General features: G+C 70.2%; 23 protein-coding genes. 12 read left to right on the top strand and 11 right to left on the bottom strand.

Translation table 11 applies throughout. The features are described 5' to 3' along the window. Positions 1-54: 54 nt before the first annotated feature. From ACTRO_RS25175 to ACTRO_RS25165, 3 genes are all read right to left on the bottom strand, one after another. The gene (locus ACTRO_RS25175; RefSeq protein ID WP_034266822.1) at positions 55-1,062 is read right to left on the bottom strand and encodes a hypothetical protein; all 1,008 of its coding nucleotides are present in this window, start codon (positions 1,060-1,062) and stop codon (positions 55-57) included. Between the two features lie 2 nt (positions 1,063-1,064). Next, positions 1,065-1,619: a SigE family RNA polymerase sigma factor gene (locus ACTRO_RS25170; protein WP_034266820.1), complete on the bottom strand. Its 555-nt coding sequence runs from the start codon at positions 1,617-1,619 to the stop codon at positions 1,065-1,067. 95 nt (positions 1,620-1,714) lie between these two features. Next, complete coding sequence (locus tag ACTRO_RS25165) at positions 1,715-2,074, bottom strand: DoxX family protein (protein ID WP_034266811.1); 360 nt, start codon at positions 2,072-2,074, stop codon at positions 1,715-1,717. A 127-nt stretch (positions 2,075-2,201) separates the two neighbouring features. Here ACTRO_RS25165 and ACTRO_RS25160 point away from each other — a divergent pair, with 127 nt between their 5' ends. Genes ACTRO_RS25160 through ACTRO_RS43870 form a run of 5 tightly spaced genes read left to right on the top strand, consistent with a single transcriptional unit; the run spans position 2,202 to position 6,675 of the window. Next, a complete protein-coding gene (locus ACTRO_RS25160) occupies positions 2,202-3,236 on the top strand; it encodes a serine hydrolase domain-containing protein (RefSeq protein WP_051451363.1) in 1,035 nt (344 codons plus the stop codon). Positions 3,237-3,280: 44 nt separating this feature from the next. Next, positions 3,281-3,817, top strand: a complete 537-nt coding sequence (locus ACTRO_RS25155) for a MarR family winged helix-turn-helix transcriptional regulator (RefSeq protein WP_211244404.1) — start codon at positions 3,281-3,283, stop codon at positions 3,815-3,817. Then, the gene (locus ACTRO_RS25150) at positions 3,814-5,649 is read left to right on the top strand and encodes a chloride channel protein (RefSeq protein ID WP_211244403.1); all 1,836 of its coding nucleotides are present in this window, start codon (positions 3,814-3,816) and stop codon (positions 5,647-5,649) included. The genes ACTRO_RS25155 and ACTRO_RS25150 overlap by 4 nt, the downstream gene beginning before the upstream one ends. Next, entirely contained in the window at positions 5,646-6,188 is a 543-nt protein-coding gene (locus ACTRO_RS25145) for a cupin domain-containing protein (protein WP_034266808.1), read from the top strand. Before ACTRO_RS25150 ends, ACTRO_RS25145 begins: the two co-directional genes overlap by 4 nt. A 31-nt stretch (positions 6,189-6,219) precedes the next feature. Beyond that, positions 6,220-6,675, top strand: a complete 456-nt coding sequence (locus ACTRO_RS43870) for a GNAT family N-acetyltransferase (protein WP_051451362.1) — start codon at positions 6,220-6,222, stop codon at positions 6,673-6,675. Between the two features lie 22 nt (positions 6,676-6,697). On the opposite strand, the gene ACTRO_RS25135 is transcribed toward ACTRO_RS43870, so the two are convergent. Then, on the bottom strand, positions 6,698-7,543 hold the full coding sequence (locus ACTRO_RS25135; protein WP_034266806.1) for a siderophore-interacting protein: 846 nt from the start codon (positions 7,541-7,543) through the stop codon (positions 6,698-6,700). A gap of 1 nt (position 7,544) precedes the next feature. Continuing rightward, positions 7,545-8,609, bottom strand: a complete 1,065-nt coding sequence (locus ACTRO_RS25130; protein WP_051451361.1) for an ABC transporter substrate-binding protein — start codon at positions 8,607-8,609, stop codon at positions 7,545-7,547. A 102-nt stretch (positions 8,610-8,711) separates the two neighbouring features. Here ACTRO_RS25130 and ACTRO_RS25125 point away from each other — a divergent pair, with 102 nt between their 5' ends. The 3 genes from ACTRO_RS25125 to ACTRO_RS25115 are packed head-to-tail and all read left to right on the top strand — an operon-like array spanning position 8,712 to position 11,460. Beyond that, the gene (locus ACTRO_RS25125; RefSeq protein WP_051451360.1) at positions 8,712-9,689 is read left to right on the top strand and encodes a FecCD family ABC transporter permease; all 978 of its coding nucleotides are present in this window, start codon (positions 8,712-8,714) and stop codon (positions 9,687-9,689) included. Then, on the top strand, positions 9,686-10,648 hold the full coding sequence (locus ACTRO_RS25120) for a FecCD family ABC transporter permease (protein WP_034266804.1): 963 nt from the start codon (positions 9,686-9,688) through the stop codon (positions 10,646-10,648). Before ACTRO_RS25125 ends, ACTRO_RS25120 begins: the two co-directional genes overlap by 4 nt. 5 nt (positions 10,649-10,653) lie before the next feature. After that, positions 10,654-11,460 carry an ABC transporter ATP-binding protein gene (locus ACTRO_RS25115; protein ID WP_034266801.1) on the top strand — a complete coding sequence of 269 codons (807 nt, stop codon included), beginning with the start codon at positions 10,654-10,656 and terminating at the stop codon, positions 11,458-11,460. A gap of 12 nt (positions 11,461-11,472) precedes the next feature. Here ACTRO_RS25115 and ACTRO_RS51090 read toward each other — a convergent pair whose 3' ends face one another. The 6 genes from ACTRO_RS51090 to rpsF form a co-directional block, all read right to left on the bottom strand. Then, positions 11,473-11,811: a cyclic-phosphate processing receiver domain-containing protein gene (locus ACTRO_RS51090; protein WP_034266798.1), complete on the bottom strand. Its 339-nt coding sequence runs from the start codon at positions 11,809-11,811 to the stop codon at positions 11,473-11,475. Positions 11,812-11,822: 11 nt separating this feature from the next. Then, positions 11,823-13,268, bottom strand: a complete 1,446-nt coding sequence (gene dnaB / locus ACTRO_RS25105; protein WP_084316516.1) for a replicative DNA helicase — start codon at positions 13,266-13,268, stop codon at positions 11,823-11,825. Between the two features lie 330 nt (positions 13,269-13,598). Continuing rightward, the gene (gene rplI / locus ACTRO_RS25100) at positions 13,599-14,045 is read right to left on the bottom strand and encodes a 50S ribosomal protein L9 (protein WP_034266795.1); all 447 of its coding nucleotides are present in this window, start codon (positions 14,043-14,045) and stop codon (positions 13,599-13,601) included. Positions 14,046-14,063: 18 nt separating this feature from the next. Beyond that, positions 14,064-14,300 (bottom strand): 30S ribosomal protein S18, encoded by a 237-nt coding sequence (rpsR, locus tag ACTRO_RS25095; RefSeq protein ID WP_034266792.1) that lies wholly within the window; start codon positions 14,298-14,300, stop codon positions 14,064-14,066. Between the two features lie 27 nt (positions 14,301-14,327). Next, positions 14,328-14,906 (bottom strand): single-stranded DNA-binding protein, encoded by a 579-nt coding sequence (locus ACTRO_RS25090; protein WP_034266789.1) that lies wholly within the window; start codon positions 14,904-14,906, stop codon positions 14,328-14,330. Positions 14,907-14,955: 49 nt separating this feature from the next. After that, positions 14,956-15,258: a 30S ribosomal protein S6 gene (gene rpsF, locus ACTRO_RS25085; RefSeq protein ID WP_034266786.1), complete on the bottom strand. Its 303-nt coding sequence runs from the start codon at positions 15,256-15,258 to the stop codon at positions 14,956-14,958. Between the two features lie 233 nt (positions 15,259-15,491). Between rpsF and ACTRO_RS25080 the strand changes: the two genes are divergently transcribed. The 4 genes from ACTRO_RS25080 (at position 15,492) to ACTRO_RS25065 (ending at position 19,149) form a co-directional block, all read left to right on the top strand. Next, positions 15,492-15,791: a hypothetical protein gene (locus ACTRO_RS25080; protein WP_034266784.1), complete on the top strand. Its 300-nt coding sequence runs from the start codon at positions 15,492-15,494 to the stop codon at positions 15,789-15,791. 104 nt (positions 15,792-15,895) lie between these two features. After that, positions 15,896-16,702, top strand: a complete 807-nt coding sequence (locus ACTRO_RS25075) for a deoxyribonuclease IV (protein WP_034266781.1) — start codon at positions 15,896-15,898, stop codon at positions 16,700-16,702. Positions 16,703-16,768: 66 nt separating this feature from the next. Continuing rightward, complete coding sequence (locus ACTRO_RS25070) at positions 16,769-17,923, top strand: lipid II:glycine glycyltransferase FemX (protein ID WP_051451359.1); 1,155 nt, start codon at positions 16,769-16,771, stop codon at positions 17,921-17,923. Positions 17,924-18,105: 182 nt separating this feature from the next. Next, on the top strand, positions 18,106-19,149 hold the full coding sequence (locus ACTRO_RS25065; RefSeq protein ID WP_034266779.1) for an alanine racemase: 1,044 nt from the start codon (positions 18,106-18,108) through the stop codon (positions 19,147-19,149). Positions 19,150-19,157 lie beyond the last annotated feature (8 nt).

Raw genomic sequence — 19,157 nt, 5'->3', positions numbered from 1 at the left:
CCCGGGCTTCACGACCGGGGGCGGCGCCGACTGACGGGGTGTACGGACTATCGCCTACTGCTGCTGGCAGGAGCCGCCGTAGGCGCAGGCGTGGCCGGCGATGGTGTTCAGCTGCGTGACGTCGTCGTACGTGGTGGGCAGGGTCTGCGTGTAACTCAGCACCGAGACGTAGGTGATGGTGCTGCCCCGCAGCATGAAGTACTCACGCGAGTAGTCGGGCAGATCCGGGCTCCCCGAGGTGCCCTTGCGCATCAACCACGTCGCCTCGGTCGAACTGGCGGCGGTCTTGGTGAACTGCGCGCCCTTGAAGGTCGAGAAGCAGGTCGAGTTGTACTGGCCCAGCAGGTACGTGAAGGCCGATTGGGCCGTCTCGGCGTTGGTGAAGAAGAAGACGTACTGGACGGCCTGGTTGTTCGCCGTGGCGGTCTCCGGCGGCGTCGTGGGGGCGTACCCGGTGACCTGGCCACCGATGGTGCGGGCCAGGAACGGGGTCGGGTCCCCGCATGTGGTCAGCGACTGGCGGCTGTCGTTGCTCGGGAAGTAGCTCACGGTCTTGGAGAGCGTCTTCCAGCCCGGGACGCCCGACGGGGCCGGGTCGGACGTCCAGTTGAAGGTGCTGTCGAATGGCATCTGACTCGAGGTCAGCCACGCCGCGCTGACGAGCTTGAGGGGGTCGGCGGCGGTCGGCGTGCCCGTCACGGACGAGCCCGCCGTGCTCGGGTTCGTGCTCGGGCTCGAACTCGTCGAGCCGGAGGCCGCAGTCCTGGGGGCGGAGGTGGCGGAGTCGCTCGGGGTCAGCGTCGGCGCCACGCTCACGGCGGAGGTGGCGCTGGGAGTGGGCTTGGTCATCATCGGAGCCCCGTCGTGGCCGGGGGAGGCGACCTTGAAGGCCGCCGTCGCGCCGACGGCGATCAGGGCCAGGGACGCGGTGGACAGCGCGATTCGCTTACGCATGGTTCGTTGCCTTCCACGGATACGGGCGGCGTTGGGGCCGGCGGTCTGGGCGGAGTGCGCTGCGAGGTCGAGCGCGTCCGAGAGAGTGCTGTCGAAGTCCTTGGGCATGGTCAGATCCCCCTCCCACTGGACTGAGGTTGTTCGGATGAGTTCGTTGTGCGGGGTTTCTCGAGGCTCTCGGCGAACTCCGACAGGTGCGGAGCCAGCGCCTTGCGACCGCGCGACAGGCGTGCCTTGACCGTGCCCGAAGGCACTCCGGTCTCGATCGCGATCTCCTCGACCGAGAGCCCGGCGTAGTGGTAGAGCACGATCGCCATCCGCTGGTCGGCCGAGATCCGGCGCAGCGCCGCGACGACGGCGATGTGATCCGGGTTCATCCCGGACACCTCGTCCGCGCGGCTCTCCCGGCGGTGCGCCTTGAGCCGGTTGACCGCCTTGCGCCAGGAGGAGACCGCGAGCCTGGCGGCGACCGTGCGCACCCACGCCTCGGGGTTGCCCACCTCGGTGGTGAGCCTGTTCCATTGCTGCCAGGCCCGCGCGTAAGCCTCCTGGACGCAGTCCTCCGCCTCGTGCAGACTGCCGGTCATCGCATAGACGTGACTGACTATGCGCCGGTGCGTGGCCGTGTAGAACGCATCGAACTCGACGTCGTCTCCGACCGCCATACCGCCCCCCTCCCGCTTGTGCCGCGGTGCCGCCCGCGACTTCGGTGAGATTACGTGCGGGCGGCCGAGGCGGTTACATCACGGTTCGATATCACTCAGCGGTTCCAGGCGATGAAGCCGGCGACGGCCAGGTAGACGAGGTTCACGCCCACGAGCGGCAGTTCGCGGCGCCGCCCGTGCGTGGCCATCGCTCCGATCATCAGCACGATCCAGCAGACGGCGGTCACCCTGCTGAGCGCGGGCACGATGTGCAGCGCCACCGGCAGGATCAGCCCGGGCGCGGCGAGCAGTTCGAGTACGCCCAGGGCCTTGATGAGGCCGGGATCGACACTCGCGGTCCAGCCGCCGCCGTGCGCCGCGGCCAGCTTCGCCTTCGGCACGAAGGTCTTTGTGGTGCCGCCGAGGAGCGCGACGACGGCGAGCAGGCCGGACGTGATCCACAGTGCGAGGTTCATGGGTCTCTCCTTCATCGGGCTTTGTGTCCGTTCCCGAGACGAGATGGCGAGATCCGCTGTGACATCGCTTCGAAGCAGTGGGTTGTGATGTGTCTCACGGCATGGAGACACTGCCTAAGCTCGATGTATGACGGTGAATGGGGAGTCGCTGCGTGCCGCGCTGGTCGAGACCCTCGCGGACCACGGACCGGGGGTCTACGGGCTGGTGACGGAGTCCGGTCGGGCCGTCTTCGCCGAGTCGGTCGGCGTCGCGGATCTCAAGGATCCGCGCCCGCCGGCGGCGAACGACCAGTACCGGCTCGGCAGCGTCACCAAGATGTACACGGCCACGCTCGTGCTTCAGTTGGTCGCCGATGGCCTGCTGGCCTTCGATGACACGGTGGAGAAGCTGCTGCCCGGTCTCGTTCCGGACAGTGGCGGCATCACCGTGGAGATGCTGCTGCGGCTTCGATCCGGTCTTCCCGACTACAGCGAAGCATTGTTCGGCGATTCCCTCGACGATTTGTCGGCTCTCGAGAGCTACTGGTCTCCGCGCCGAGTGGTCGAGGCCGCGCTGAGCCGCGACGGCCGGGTCGCGCCCGATACCGAGTACCGGCACGGCAACACCGAGTTCATCCTGCTCGGCCTGATGATCGAGGCAGCCACCGGAGAGCGCTACGACGCCCAGTTGTGGCAGCGCATCATCAAACCTCTGGGTCTGGTTGACACGACTCTGCCCACCGTCGATCCGTATCTCCGGGGGCCGCACGCCACAGGCCACAACCGCATGTCGCCGGACGCCGGCTACACGCCCTTCACCACGATGACCCCCTCGGAGGGCTGGAGTGCGGGGGCGATGGTGGCCACGGCGGCCGACGTCGCGGCCTTCCTCGACGGGCTGTTCGGCGGTGCGTTGCTGCCGGAAGCGATGCTGGCCCGGATGGTCGAGCCGCTTCGGCGGATCGACGAGTGCCGGAGCACAGGGCTCGGGGTGATGCGGTTCGACTTCGGCAACGGTGCCGGCAACGTCGCGTACGGGTACACCGGGGGCTCGCCTGGTTTCTCGACGGTGTGCCTGCGCACGGTCTCCGGCCGGAGCGTGGTGCTGTGGCAGAACGGCATAGAGCTCTACAACCCGATGGGCTCGCGCGCGGCGTTCGTCCAAGCGGCATTGCGCCCCTGAAGTCTTGTTGACAGCAAATGTTGTTCTAGATAACCATTGTCTGTGTGAAGACCACCGCCACGTCGACTGAGACAGTCACGCAGAGCAAGCAGCGGCAGGCCGAGCCGATCCCGCGCACCGGCCCGCGCCCCGACGTCGCCGCCTTCGAGCGCCTGACCCAGGCGCTCGTGGGCGTCACCGCGCAAAGCCTCGACGCGCTCGACGGAGCCGTCACCGTCTCGCAGTTCCGGCTGCTGCGGACGCTCGACGGACTCGGCCGAGTGCCCTCGTCCACCCTGGCCGCGGCCCTGGGCACCGCCGCATCCTCGGTCACCCGGCTGGTCGACCGGCTCGAAGCGGCCGGCTATGTCAGTCGCGGCACGGACGCGCACAGCCGCAGCATCGTCACGGTCGACGTGACCCCGCACGGCCGCGACGTGGTCACGGCCGTACTGGCCCGCCGGCACGAGCTGCTCGAGGCCGTTCTGGACCGGATGTCCGCCGAAGACCGCGCGCACGCCGCGGCCGCGGCCGAAGGCTTCGTCCAGCTGGTCGGCGACGTCACCGTGGAAGCCGGGGCGATCGGGCCGGTGGCGCTGTGAGCCAGCACCGCGAACGGCCCGTGCACCTGGGCGACTTCAACCTCGATCCGCGGGTGGTGCCGATCGCCGGCCTCGCCCTGCTCGTCGGCGGGGCCGGCGCGCTCGCCTCCTTCCTGCTGCTGCGGCTGATCGGCCTGATCACCAACCTGGTCTTCTTCCAGCGCGTCTCGACCGCGCTGATCGCCCCCGGCGCGGACCGGCACGACCCGCTGCTGGTGCTCTGCGCCCCGCTCGCCGGCGGCCTCGTGGTCGGGCTGATGGCCCGCTTCGGCTCCGAGAAGATCCGCGGCCACGGCATGCCCGAGGCCATCGAGGCGATCCTGACCGGCGGCAGCCGGGTGGCGCCGCGGGTGGCCATCCTCAAGCCGATCTCGGCCGCGATCAGCATCGGCTCCGGCGGCCCGTTCGGCGCCGAGGGCCCGATCATCATGACCGGCGGCGCGGTCGGCTCGATCCTCGCCCAGGCGCTCAAGCTCACCGCGGACGAGCGCAAGACCCTGCTCGTCTCCGGCGCCGCCGCGGGCATGGCGGCCACCTTCAACGCGCCGCTCGCCTCGGTGCTGCTCGCGGTGGAGCTGCTGCTGTTCGAATGGCGTCCGCGCAGCCTCATACCCGTCGGCGCGGCCGTGACCATGTCGGTGATCTGCCGCGGCTGGCTGCTCGGCACCGCGCCCATCTTCCCGGTGACCACGCTCGTGCACCCCGGCCCCGGCGCCGTCACGCTGGCGCTGATCCCGGGCCTGACCGGCGGACTGCTCGCGATCGGCGCCACCGGCCTGGTCTACCTGGCCGAGGACGCCTTCACCCGGCTGCCGATCCACTGGATGTGGTGGCCCGCGATCGGCGGCCTGGGCATCGGCATCGGCGGCCTGTTCGAACCGCGCGCCCTCGGCGTCGGCTACGACGTGATCGACCAGCTGCTGACCGGCCGGGCCGGGCTGAGCCTGATCCTCGGCATCCTCATCGTCAAGACTCTGATCTGGTCGTTCTCGCTCGGGTCCGGCACCTCAGGCGGAGTGCTCGCCCCCGTGTTCATGATCGGCGGCGCCCTCGGTGCGCTCGAGGGACACGTGCTGCCGCAGGTCTTCCCCGGCTTCTGGGCGATGGCCGGCCTCGCCGCCGTGGTCGGCGGCGTGATGCGCTCCCCGCTCACCGGCATCGTCTTCACCCTCGAGCTGACCCACGCCTGGAACGACCTGATGCCGCTGCTGGTGGCCTCGGTCAGCGCGTACCTGCTCTCGGTGCTGCTGCTCAAGCGCTCGGTGCTGACCGAGAAGATCGCCCGCCGCGGCCTGCACCTGACCCGCGAGTACTCCACCGACCCGCTCGAGATCTTCTTCGCCCGTGAGGTGATGACCCAGGACCCGGTCACGCTGCGGGCGGACGAGTCGCTCGAGCAGGCGCTGAGCCGGCGGATCCCGGATGCGGCCGAGCCCAAGCGGGAGCCCGCGCTCTACCCGGTCGTCGACGGATCCGGCGCGCTCACCGGCATCCTCACCCTGCGCGAGCTGCTGGCCGCCGAGGCCGAGCAGTCGCCTGGGCGAACCGTCGGCGAATTGGCCAGACCTCCCCGTACAGTGATTCACGCGGACCAGACGCTGCGCGAGGTGGTCAACGCGTTCGCCGTGCACAGCACCACCAGGGCCCCCGTCGTGGACCGGTCCGACCCCACCCGGCTGCTCGGCGTGGTCACCCTCACCCAGCTGCTGCACGCGCGCCGCCAGGACCACCGTGAGGAACATCACCGGCAGCGTCACCTGCTCGCCCGGCCCCTCGTCGAGCGCGCGCAGGCGCCTGTGCTGACCACGACCGCGACGAGTGAGGGACCATGACCGAGCAATCCGCCGCACAGCCCCGCCTGCTGGCCGAGATCGACCGGCTGCTCGACTCGGCCGGCGCCACCGACGCGCCAGAGCGCTCCGGCGCCCTGTGGCGGCTGGAGGAGGACGAGCGCCAGCTGGACGCCAACGTGATCCGGCTGCCGGCCCGGCACCGGATCGAGGTGCACCGCGAGCCGGACGTGGACGTGCTGCCGGTCGTGCTGGCGGGCGAGGGCACGGTGCACACCGATGAGGGCGCGCTGACGCTGGCGCCGCACGCGCTGCTGTGGCTGCCGCACGGCTCGCAGCGCGCCATCGAGGCCGGATCGCGCGGCTTGTCCTACCTCACGGTGCACCGGAAGAGAACGGGTATGCGGATTCAGCTGCCACGTGACGCGGAGGCGCTGCGTCGGCTCGAAGCCCGCGAGGAGGAAGCCGAGGGCGGCGAGCCGGCGTGCCTGCTGCCCCGGCTGTGCCCCGAATGCGGCGCGCCGAACGAGCGGTCATCCGGGCAGGCCTGTTCGACCTGCGGAGCCGAACTGACGCGATGACACTGGTTGCGAGAGAAAGGCGGGACGCGCGATGACGACGATGGAGATCCGGGACGAACGCGAGGAGCACAACCGCTTCTCCGCCTACGTGCAGGGCAGTCGGATCGGCTACGCCAGCTGGATCCTGGTGGGCGAGACGGTCCTGCTGCCGCACGTCGAGGTGGATGCGGACCGCCACGACCTGGGCATCGGCTCGCTGCTGGTGCGGCGGGTGTTCGACGAGGCGCGCAGCCGCGGCTACACCGTGCTGGCGCTGTGCCCCTTCGCCCACCGCTGGGCCGACCTGCATCCGGCCTACCGGGACGTCGTGCGCAATCCGAAGGCGGGTGAGCTCGCGGCGGTCAACGCCCTGCTGGCCGCCGACCAGACCATGCGCACCCTGCACCGGGACGAGCCGAAGCTGCTCACGAAGATCATGGAGCCCGGGGTGGTCCCCGACCCGCTGAGCCCGACCGGCCCGGCGGATCAGGGCACCAACGCCTGGTGACGGATCCGCGTCCGGCCGCTCGTCACTCGGCGCCGGCCGCGGCGCCCGCGGCGGCCAGGACCGCTTCCTCCAGCAGCTCCTCCTCGGTCGTGCCGCGGCGCCAGTAGCCGGTGAAGGTGACGTGGCGGCGGTCCAGATTCGCGCGACCGACGAGATGCCGGCGCAGTCTTCTGACTTCGCCGGCCTCGCCCGCGATCCAGGCGTAGGCCTGTCCGGTGGCCGGAGCGGCCGCGCTGACGGCCTCGGTCAGCCGTACGCCCGCGCCGCGGATCAGCCAGCTGATTTCGGCGTCGGCCCGGGTCGGCAGCTCCTGGATGTCGTCCGGGTGGCCGACTTCGATCCACCCGCGCACCCGGGTGCCGGCACCGAGCCGGGCCAGGATGCCGGCGATGGCCGGCAGGGCGGACTCGTCGCCGGCCAGCAGCACCTCGGCGGTGCCCGGCGGAGGCCGGAAGTCCACGCCGCCGTTCTCCGAGTCGGTCGGCCCGAGCGCGATCAGCCGATCCCCGGCCAGGCAGCCGTTCGCCCAGCGGGTGGCCGGCCCTGATTCGTGGTGCAGCGCGAAATCTACGTCGATCTCGCCCGGCTCGCGGCGCTGCTCCCGCACCGTGTACGTGCGCATGATCGAGCGCCGGTCCGGGTCCTGCGCCCGCCATGCCGCGTACCAGAGCTCGCCGGCGTCCACCGGCGGCGGATCGGTCGGGCCGTCGTCCTCGGGCCGTGGCAGGAAGAGCTTGAAGCGCTGGTCCCGTCCCCCGGAGGCGAACTCGGCCAGCCCGCCCGGTCGCGCGGCCCGGAACGTCACGCGCTGCATACCGGTGCTGAGCCTGCGCGTCCGGGCGACTTCGAGCTCGAAGAAGCCGAACATCTCAGGCGACCTTCTGCGCGGAGGCGAGAGACGTGGCGAACCCGGAGACGATCGGAGCCAGCGCCTGGTAGGAGTAACGCAGCTCACTGCCCCAGCCGACGACCTGGCCGGCCTTGACGGCGGGCAGCCGGGTCCAGGTCGGCTTGCCGGTCAGGTCCTTGGGCTGCAGGGCGGAGCTGCGGTCGTCGAGCAGGATCACGTCCGCGTCGTACTTGTCGGCGTTCTCCCAGCTGAGGCTCTCGAAGAAGCCGCCGACGACCTTATTCGGGCGGACGAACTGCACGCCGAGCGACTCGAAGTAGGTCAGATCCGGGTAGACCGAGGGGTCGGATATGTAGAGCAGGTCGGCCGATGCCGAGGCGGCCATGACCTTGATCGTGCCCTTCGACTTGGCGGTGGTACGCAGCGTCTCAGCAGCCTGCTGGAACGCGGCCTTCGCTGAGGTGAGCGCGGTGGAGTTCAGGTCGGCGCCGAGCAGTCCGGCCAGCTTCTCGTAGCGGGCGAGCGGCTCGGTCATCGGCGTGCTGGTGACCGTGATTCCTATGCTGGGCGCCAACTTCAGGATCGTGGCCTTGCTCGTGTCCGGCACGTACCAGAGCGAGTCCTTCTCCCACATGTTGGTGATCAGCAGCTGCGGATCGAGCTTGGCGTACTTCTGCACGTCGAACTCGCCCCAGGCCTGGCCGAGGATGGTCACCTTGTCCACCGGCAGGTTTCCGGCCATCGGATCGGCCGAGCCGTCGGACTGCTTGGTCGGGCCGAAGACGCCGACCAGGCGGTTGGACACGCCGAAGTCGTAGAGCGCGGCGGCCGTGTCCACGTACGCGACGACGCGGGTCGGTGAAGAGGACAGCTCGACCGCCGTGCCCCGATCGTCGGTGAAGGAGAACGGGCCCGAGCTCGGGCCGGCGCTCGTGGACGCGTCGCTGCTCGAGTTCGCCAGACCGCAAGCGCCGAGCAGCCCGGCCGCTCCGACTCCGAGCCCTGCGCTCATACCGGTGCGCAGAAGGCGGCGGCGGGTGGGTGCCGCGTCGCGGAGCGAGGGGAGCTGGACGGACAGGGGCATGGCGGTACCTCGATTCTCGGGCGGGGGCCGGATGCGACCCTCGATTAAGGTTAGGCTAGCCTAACCTTAATCACATCGAGCCCAGGAGATTGCAGGAGATCCATGACGCACCGCCGCGCCATCGGCATACCGGCAGCGCTCTGCGTACTGCTCGCGATCTGCTTGCTGAGCCTGGCGATCGGCGCGCTGCCGCTGGCTCCCTCCGCCGTCTGGCACGGGCTGACCGACCCCGCCTCCACGGCGTATCCCGTGGTGCACCAGATGCGGCTGCCGCGCACCGTCCTCGGGCTGCTCGTCGGCGCGGCCCTCGGCGTGGCCGGCGCGCTCATGCAGGCCCTGACCCGCAATCCGATCGCCGACCCGGGCCTGCTCGGCGTCAACGCGGGGGCCTCCGCCGCGGTCGTCACCGCCACCGCGCTGTTCGGCATATCCGGGCTCGGCGGCGTGATCTGGTTCGCCCTGGCCGGATCCGCGCTCATCTCCGTGCTCATCTACTTCATCGGCGGCAGCGGCGTCGGCAGTCCGGCCCGGCTGGCCCTGGCCGGCACCGCGGTCAACGCCGCGCTGTATTCCTATGTCGGCGCAGTGGAACTGCTCGACACGGACGCCCTGGACCGCATGCGGTTCTGGACCGTCGGATCGCTCGCCGACGCGAATCTCCCCACCGTCAGCTGGATCGCGCCGTTCCTGCTCGTCGGCATCGTGCTCGCGGCCGGATGCGCCAGACCGCTTGACGCGCTCGCGTTGGGCGACGACGCGGCCACCTCGCTCGGCGGCCGCCCCACCCTCACCCGCGCCGTCGCGATCCTCGCCATCGTGCTGCTCTGCGGCGCCGCCACCGCAGCCTGCGGCCCGATCGTGTTCGTGGGCCTGATGATCCCGCGGCTGGTCTCGCGGTTCACCGGACCCAGCCTGCCCAGAATCCTGCCCTACAGCGCGATCCTGGCCCCGGTGCTGCTGCTCGGCGCGGACGTCCTCGGCCGGATCCTGGTGCGCCCGGCCGAATTGGAAGTGGGAATAGTCACAGCCGTGCTCGGCGGGCCCGTGTTCCTCCTCACCGTCGCCGGACGTCGCTCATGAGCCGCCGTCGCCCTGTTTTCGTCGGCGTGGGCTGCGCCGCGGTCGCGCTCGGCGTCGCGCTCGCCTCGCTCGAGCCCGGCAGCCTGTTCACGTCCATGACGTCGGCCGACGTCTTCGTGTTCGAACAGATCCTGCTCCCTCGGGTGCTCACCGCACTGATCGCCGGCGCCTCGCTCGCCCTGTCCGGCGCCGTCTTCCAGTCCCTGACGCGAAATCCGCTCGGCAGCCCCGACATCCTCGGCTTCACCCAAGGCGCCGCCACCGGCGCGCTCATCGGCGTCACCCTGCTCGGCGGCAGCACGCTGCTCGTCGCCGGATCAGCCTGGCTCGGCGCGGTCGTCAGCGCTGCGGCCGTCTACTTCGTCGCCCGACGCGGCGGAATCACCGGCGGCACGCGCCTGGTGCTCGTCGGCATCGGAGTCGCGGCCATGCTCACCGGCGTCAACGACTACCTGATGACGCGGGCGAACATCAGCGACGCGGCCCAGGCAGCGGTGTGGATAACCGGAAGCCTCGACGGCAGCACGTGGAACAGCGTCGTGCTCCTAGCCGTGGCAGCCGTGGTCCTCATGCCCTGCGTGATCCTCACCTCGCGCGCCCTGCGCATCCTCGAAATGGGCGACGACCTGGCCATCGGCCTCGGCATACCCGCGGAACGCCTGCGCCTGTTCGCTCTCGCCGGCGCAGTCGTCCTCGCCGCCACCGCCGCGTCGCAGGCCGGCCCGGTCGCGTTCGTCGCCCTGTGCGCCCCGCACGTCGCCCGCAAGCTCACCCGCGCCACCGGGCCGAACCTGGTGCCCTCACTCCTGGTCGGATCCGTGCTCCTGGTCGGCGCGGATTGGGTTGCGCGCTACGGCATCCCGAACCGGGAACTGCCCGTCGGCGCCGTCACCGGCCTCCTCGGGGGCGGCTACCTCGCCTACCTCCTCGCCCAGCAGCGCAGAACCGGACGGATATAGCGCCCATGCAGACGAATCAGGGCAGCAGGCTCGCCGCCCACCGGCTGAGCGTCTCGTACACCCATCGCACCGTCGTTCGCGAGCTCGACCTGGAGATCCCGGACGGGTCTTTCACGGTACTGATCGGCCCGAACGGCTGCGGCAAATCGACCGTCCTGCGCGCGATGGCCCGCATCCTCAAGCCGAGCGCGGGCGAGATCACCCTGGACGGCTCGCCCATCCACGACCTGCACAGCCGCCACGTCGCCCGCACGATCGGCCTGCTGCCGCAGGCGCCGATCACGCCGGACGGCATCACCGTCGGCGAACTCGTCGCCCGCGGCCGATATCCGCACCAGGGCCCGCTGCGGCGGGAGTCGGCCGAGAACCGCCGCGTCATCGAGCAATGCCTCGAACAGACCGGCATCCGCGAGTTCGCCGAGCGCCCGATGGCCGAGCTCTCCGGCGGCCAGCGCCAACGCGCCTGGATCGCCATGGCCCTGGCCCAGGACACCGAACTGCTGCTGCTGGACGAGCCGACCACCTACCTCGACCTGGCCCACCAGATCGACGTCCTCGAACTCTGCGCCCGCCTGCACCGCGAAGGCCGCACCGTCGTCGCTGTCCTGCACGACCTGAACCAGGCCGCCCGCTACGCCACCCACCTGATCGCCATGCGTGACGGCGCCATCCTCGCAGCCGGCCCGCCCGCCGAGATCCTCACCGCTCAGCTCGTCGAGCAGGCCTTCGACCTGCCTGCCCGCATCATCGAGGACCCCGAGAGCGGCACTCCGCTCGTCATCCCCCGGACCCGCCGCCCCGCCGACGGGTGATCCCAGGGCTGTCTACGCCGTCGCCCGTCGGACGTGGTAGTTCCAGCGTGCGAGCAACCGGACGACGGTTTCCGCGCCGATCGGATTGGCGCTATGCACGAATACCGTCCCGATCTGGAACGGTCGTCCGCTGAAGGCGGCTTCTTCCAGAAGAGTCACCACGGGCATGATGGTGTCGTCACCACCGAGATCGTGATCGAGCCAGAGTTCGTCGATGAGCTGGTCGCGGTGCTCCTGCAGGAGTTGGATGCCGTCGCGGCTGGTGCGGGCGATCCGGGTGGCTCTGGGGAGCGGTCGGAGATCGTCTATGCCGAGGATGACGGGCGTCCGCGCAGCTGGATCCTCAGTCACCCGGGCAGCCGCTAACTCTGCTGCATGTCCACGAAGCGCGAGTAGTGGCCCTGGAACGCGACGGTGATGGTGGCGGTCGGACCGTTACGGTGCTTGGCGATGATGAGGTCTGCTTCGCCGGCGCGGGGGGATTCGCGCTCGTAGGCGTCCTCGCGGTGCAGCAGGATGACGACGTCGGCGTCCTGCTCGAGGGAGCCGGACTCACGCAGGTCGGACATCATCGGCTTCTTGTCGGTGCGCTGCTCGGGACCTCGGTTGAGCTGGGCGATCGCGACGATCGGGACCTCGAGCTCCTTGGCCAGCAGCTTGAGGTTACGGGACATCTCGGAGACCTCCTGCTGGCGGTTCTCCGGGCGGCGCGAACCGCTGGCCCCGCTCATCAGCTGCAGGTAGTCGACGATGACGAGGCGCAGGTCGTGGCGCTGCTTGAGCCGGCGGCACTTGGCCCGGATCTCCATCATCGACATGTTCGGCGAGTCGTCGATGAACAGGGGGGCGGCGGAGACCTCGCCCATGCGGCGGGCGAGGCGGGCCCAGTCGTCGTCGGTCATGGTGCCGGAGCGCATGTGGTGCAGGGCGACCCGGGCCTCGGCCGAGAGCAGGCGCATGGTGATCTCGTTGCGGCCCATCTCCAGCGAGAAGATGGCCGAGGTCAGGCCGTTCTTGATGGAGCAGGAGCGGGCGAAGTCCAGGCCGATGGTGGACTTTCCCATGGCCGGGCGGGCCGCGACGATGACCATCTGGCCGGGGTGCAGGCCCTGGGTGAGGCTGTCGAGATCGGTGAAGCCGGTGGGGACGCCGGTCATCTGGCCGGAGCGGTTGGCGATGGACTCGATCTCGTCCAGCGCGCCTTCCATGATGTCGGCCAGCGGGGCGTAGTCCTCGCCGGCCCGCTGCTCGGTGACGCTGTAGATCTCGGACTGGGCCCGGTTGACGATCTCGTCGATGTCCGAGCCGTCGGTGGCGTAGCCCATCTGCGTGATCCGGGTGCCGGCCTCGACCAGCCGGCGCAGGATGGCCCGCTCGTGCACGATCTCGGCGTAGTAGCCGGCGTTGGCCGCGGTGGGCACCGACTCCATCAGAGTATGGAGATAGGCGGGGCCGCCGACCCGGGCCAGCTCGTTGCGCTTGGTCAGCTCGTTCGCGACGGTGACGGCGTCGGCGGGCTCGCCACGGCCGTAGAGGTCGAGGATCGCGTCGAAGATCTGCTCGTGCTTGGGCTGGTAGAAGTCCCGGCCCTTGACCACGTCGATGACGTCGGCGATGGCGTCCTTGGACAGCAGCATGCCGCCGAGCACGCCCTGCTCGGCCGCGACGTCCTGCGGCGGCGTGCGTTCGAAGGCCGACGGACCGCCGGCCCGGGGGCCGGGGTCGTGGTATCCGGGCCCGGGGCCGGGATCGAAGGCGGTCGGCGGCTCCGGCGGACCGTACACCTCGGTCCCGTCGTAACCGGGCACGGCGGGACCTCCTTCTCGGGTACGGGTGCGGGTGCGGAAGAACCACGGTAGGGCCGATGCGGCCCCAGAGCGAGTCAGTCATCCACATGGCTTGTGGATAACCTGGGGATAAGTTGATGCTTCTTGTGGAGAAACCGGGTCGCGCCTGTGGGCGGCGCGGTGGACGGCCGATCCGGACGTACGCGGGCGGCCACAGGTGCGGCCTGTGGCCTGGGCAACGCCGCGGGGGCGATGCCCACAGCCTGTGCACAAAAAATTCCGGGCGCCGCATTCCCCCGTTCGGGAGAAGACGGCGCCCGGAACCGACGTGACGTCGCGTCAGGTCCGCCGTCAGGCGGCGACGATGGTCACTCCGACGGTCGCGGAGACCTCCGGGTGCAGCCGGACCGAGACCTTGTGCGCGCCGACCGTCTTGATCGGCGAGGTGATCTCGATCTTGCGCTTGTCCACCGCCGGGCCGCCGGACTTCGTCACCGCGTCGGCGATGTCCGCCACGGTGACCGAGCCGAACAGCCGGCCGGACTCGCCGGCCCGGGTGGCCAGGCGCACGTTGAGCCGCTCGAGCTCCGACTTCAGCTCCTGGGCGTGGCCCAGGTCGCGCACCTCGCGGCTCTTGCGAGCCTTGCGGATGGTCTCGACCTGCTTCTCCGCGCCCTTGGTCCACGCGATCGCGTAGCCGCGGGGCAGCAGGTAGTTGCGGCCGTAGCCGTCCTTGACCGTGATGACGTCGCCGGGGGCGCCGAGGCCGGTGACCTCGTGAGTGAGGATGAGCTTCATGATCTAGTCCACCCTCCCTTAACGAACGGTGCTCGTGTACGGCAGCAGCGCCATCTCACGGCTGTTCTTCACAGCCGTGGCGATGTCGCGCTGGTGCTGGGTGCAGTTGCCGGTCACACGACGGGCACGGATCTTGCCGCGGTCGGAAATGAACTTCCGCAGCAGGTTCGTGTCCTTGTAGTCGATGTACTCGGTCTTGTCCTTGCAGAACGCGCAAACCTTCTTCTTAGGCTTGCGCACCGGGGCCTTGGCCATGGTGTCTTACTCTCCTGTGAAGATCAATTAGAACGGGGGCTCGTCCGAATAGCCGCCGCCCCAGCCGCCGCCCGAGCCACCGCCGGTGGCCCAGGGGTCGTCCTGCGGGGCGGGGCCGGACTGCTGGCCACCGCTACGCTGCACGGAACCGCCGTTGTTCGAACCCCAGTCGCCGCCGCCCGAGCTCGCGCCCGAGCCGCCGCCGTAACCGCCCCCGCCGCCGCCGCCGCCACCCGAGCCGCGCTGCGACTTGGTGACCTTGGCGGTGGCGAAGCGCAGGGTCGGGCCGACGTCGTCGACGTCGAGTTCGATCACGGTGCGGTTCTCGCCCTCGCGGGTCTGGTACGACCGCTGCTTGAGCCGGCCCTGCACCATCACCTGCATGCCCTTGGTCAGCGACTCGGCCACGTTCTCCGCGTACTGACGCCAGACCGAGCAGCGCAGGAACAGCGGATCGCCGTCCTTCCACTGGCTGGTCTCGCGGTCGAAGCTGCGCGGCGTGGAGGCCACGGTGAAGCTGGCCACCGCGGCGCCGCTGGGGGTGAACCGCAGTTCGGGGTCGCCGGTCAGGTTGCCGATGACGGTGATGACGGTCTCGCCTGCCATGGGGTCCTACTCGCCTTCCGCTGTTCGTAGCAGTGCCCGGCGCAGCGTGCTACCGCTGGTCGGGACGGATGACCTTGGTCCGCAGCACGCCCTCGTTGAGGTTGAGCTGGCGGTCGAACTCCTGGACCACCGCGGGGGTGGCGTTCAGGTTGATGACGGCGTAGATGCCCTCGGACACCTTCTTGCCGCCCTTCTTGATCTCGTAGGAGAGGCGACGGCGGCCCCAGATGTCGGTCTTCTCGACGGTGCCGCCGTTGGAACGGATGACACCGAGGAAGTTCTCGACGGAGGGAGCGATCTGGCGCTCCTCGAGGTCGGGGTCGAGGATGACCATCACTTCGTAGTGACGCATGTGCGTACCCACCTCCTATGGACTCGAACGGCCGCGGGCTTTCCGCGACAGGAGGGTCATGCATCGATCCGGGTCCGGGTCCCCAAGGCATGGGGACGAACCAGGATCGGTCAAGTGTACCGGCACCCGATCGGCCTCTTGAAATCGGGATGTTCCGGGTTGATGCTGACACGAGACGCGTACCGGACGAGTCGTGACGGTACGTAGTAGTGACAGGTAGGGAGGTCCTCCTTGTGAGCCAGACCGCTTCTTCCCGGCACGGCCACCTCACCCTCAACACCGACGGCCGACCCCATCCGCTGCAGAACGTCCTCGCGGTGTTCGCCGCGGCGTGCGGACTCGTCGCGGTCGTCAGCGCCTGGTACCCCTCGACCCACCTGGTGGGCTCCTGGGCCGGGCTGGTCGGTCTGCTCACCGCGTTCTGGTCGCAGATGATCTCGGCCACCACCGCGGAGCGGTGGATCAACGTCTGCGCCATGATCGCCTCCGGGATCGGGCTCCTGTTCGGTCTCGGTCACGGTGGACTCTACTGACGACCACCGACAGGAATAGTGACGCCGGTCACTCGGCGCTCGCCCCGCGAGGGCGGACGCCGAGTGACCGCGCGATTGTCGGCGGGCCTCGCTAGGCTCGACGCGTGACTCGCATCGGTGCCACCGTCGACCAGCACGACCCGATCTCCGCCGCGCGCGAACGCGGCGCGGACGCCGCCCAGATCCTGCTGGGCGACCCGCAGTCCTGGACCAAGCCGGCGCCCGCCTACCCGGGCGGCGCGGCCGCGCTGGCGGCGGCCGTGAAGGCGGCCGACCTGCGGCTCTACGTGCACGCGCCGTATGTGATCAACGTGGCCTCGACGAACAACCGGATCCGGATCCCGAGCCGCAAGCTGCTCCAGCAGGCCGTGACGGCCGCGGCCGAGGCGGGCGCGGCCGGCGTGGTGGTGCACGGCGGCCACGTGACCAAGGACGACGACCCGGCGGCCGGCTTCGACAACTGGCGCAAGGCGGTCGAGGGTCTGGAGCTGCCCGTCCCGCTGCTGATCGAGAACACCGCCGGCGGGAACTTCGCGATGGCCAGGCATCTCGAGGCGATCGGACGCCTGTGGGAGGCCGTCTCCGCCCACCCGCACAGTGATCGGATCGGCTTCTGCCTGGACACCTGCCACGCCTTCGCCGCGGGTCTCGAGCTCGAGACGGTGGTGGAGCGGGTGCTCGCGGTGACCGGCCGGGTGGACCTGGTGCACGCGAACGACTCGCAGGGCGGCTTCGACTCCGGCCGCGACCGGCACGCCAACTTCGGCAAGGGCCAGATCGACCCGGCGCAGCTCGCCGCGGTGGCGGTGGCGGCGGCCGCCGCGGGCGCCGACTTCGTCTGCGAGACGCCGGGCGAGGCGGCGGAGCAGGCCGCGGACGTGGCCTGGCTGCGCGAGCACATCAGCAGCTGACCCGTCCCGGCGTTTCGGCGCCGACGCAGCGCAACGCGGGTGCCGGCCCAGGCGTATGTAGCGGCTGTGACCGATCGCGCAGGGATTGTCGTACGAAAGATCGAGGGCGCCGCTCACCTCGCGTTCCTCAAGTACCGGGCCGACCCGGAGCAGTTGAGCTTCCTGCAGGCTCCGGCCTGGGGAGGCGTCAAAGCAGCGTGGCGCTCCGAATCGCTCGGCTGGTTCCAGCAGGACGAACTCGTCGGAACGGCCCTGGTGCTCTACCGGGACCTGCCCGCGTTGCCGCTCCTCGGCAGGCGATGCCTGGCCTATATACCGGAGGGGCCGACACTGAGTTGGTTCGCCGACGGGTGCACCCCGGCTGACTGGCTCGGCCCGCTGGTCGGGCATCTGCGTGCGGCGGGCGCATGCTCGGTCAAGCTCGGGCCGAAGGTCGTCACCCGCCGGTGGAGTGCCGAGAGCGTGAAGCGCGGCATGGCGCAGGAGGCGGTAACCGACTTCGCCGAACTCGCAGCGGACGCGGCCGAACCCGAGGCCGAGCGATTGATCGAGCACCTGCACGCTCTCGGCTGGCGACGTCGGGCGGCCCCCGGAGGCGGCATCGCCGATCAGCAGCCGCGGCACTTCGTGCGCATCCCGCTAGAGGGCCGGACCGAGGCCGACCTGTTCGCCTCGTTCAACTCGCAGTGGCGACGCAACGTGCGGACGGCTGAACGCGCCGGGGTGAAGGTCTGGCGAGCCGATCCGGAACAGCTGCCGGTCTTCCACAGGCTGTACTTCGACACCGCGCGGCGCGACGGCTTCACGCCCCGGCCGCTGCAGTACTTTCAACAGATGTTCCGAGTGCTCGGGGAGCGGGATCCGGACGGGATAAGGCTCTACTTAGCGGGTGCGGACGCAGTGCCCTCGGCCGGAGCGACGATGGTCCGGCTCGGTCGGCACGCCTGGTTCGGGTACGGCGCCAGCGCGGACTCCCAGCGGGAGCTGCGGGCCTCGAACGCCTTGCAGTGGCGGATGATCCGCAATTGTCTGGCTGAGGGCATGGCGGTCTACGACCTGCGCGGCGTCGGCTCGACCCTCGATCCCGCGCACCCGATGTTCGGCCTGCTGCGGTTCAAGATCGGCACCGGCGGCGAGGTGGTCGAGTACCCCGGAGAGTACGACTACCCGATCAGCCGCTGGCTCGACGCAGCTCTGAGGTACTACCTCAGACGGCGATAGAACGAGGGCGCCGTAGGCAGTACGCCGTGATCAGAGCACAGCGAACAAGACGTTGTGGCGTATTCGTCGCATTGCGCGTGCATCCGGCTGCCCCCGCCGGACGTATTGCCACCGAAGGTCCGGGCGAGGGAGAAGCGCGGACCGGTTCGGGCGCACGACCTGTTCCGGAAGGGCTGATTCTCATGCCGCTGACGCTCTATGTGGACCGCCGCGCTTGGCAGGCCCACCACCACAAGGTGGTGGCCGAACGACCCGGTCTGGTTCCGGTGGTGAAGGGGAACGGCTATGGCTTCACTCTCCCGGTGCTGGCCGAGGCGGCCGCCGCGCTCGGCCGGTCGGCCGGGGTGGACCAGCTCGCGGTGGGCACGGCCGACGAGGCCGTCCGCGTGCTCGGCTACTTCCCGCACGACCTAGTCCTGCTCGAGCCGTTCCTGCCCGCCGCGCCCTGGGTGGAGCTGCCGGACCGGGTGGTGCGCAATGCCGCCTCGGTCGAGGCGGTCCGTGCCTTGGCCGGGCGCCGCATGGTGATCGACTGCCGCAGTTCACTGCGCCGCCAGGGCGTGGCCAAGAGCGAGCTCGCCCAGGTGCGCGAGGCACTCGACGGTGCCCGGCCCGAGGGGTTCGCCCTGCACCTGCCGATAGACCGGCCCGGACGGGCCGAACCGGTGCGCGAAGTCTTCGAGTGGATCCGTGCACTGACGGAAGCCCAGCTCGACGTGCCGGTGATGTACACCAGCCATCTGACCGCCGCCGAGCTCGCGCAGTTGGGTTCGCTCTTCCCGCGGACCAGGTTCCGCGTACGCAGCGGCACCGACATCTGGCTCGGCGACCCGGCCGCGCTCGAGGCGCGGGCGACCGTGCTGGACGCGCTGCCGGTGGCCCGCGGCGACCGCGTCGGCTATCGCCAGGGGCGGCTGTGGCATGCGGGCTGGGTGGTCGTGGTCAGCGGCGGCACCGTTCAGGGCGTCGGTCTCGAGGCGCCACGGTTGCTGCGCGGGCTGCTGCCTCGGGCTAAAGAGCTCGCCCGCTGCGGGTTGCGCGCCTCGAACCGCACGCTCTCGCCGTTCAGCTGGCAGGGGCGCCGGCAGTGGTTCGCCGAGCCGCCGCACATGTCGGTGTCCATGATCTACGTGCCCGGTCCGATCGAACCGCCGGCGCCCGGCTCGGAGCTGGTGGCGCAGTTGCGGCACACGGCCACGCACTTCGACCGGGTCGCGATCGTTTAGCGATCGGC

The sequence above is a fragment of the Actinospica robiniae DSM 44927 genome (assembly GCF_000504285.1).
Taxonomy (GTDB): Bacteria; Actinomycetota; Actinomycetes; order Streptomycetales; family Catenulisporaceae; genus Actinospica; species Actinospica robiniae.
This window is presented reverse-complemented; position numbering and strand designations above follow the sequence as displayed.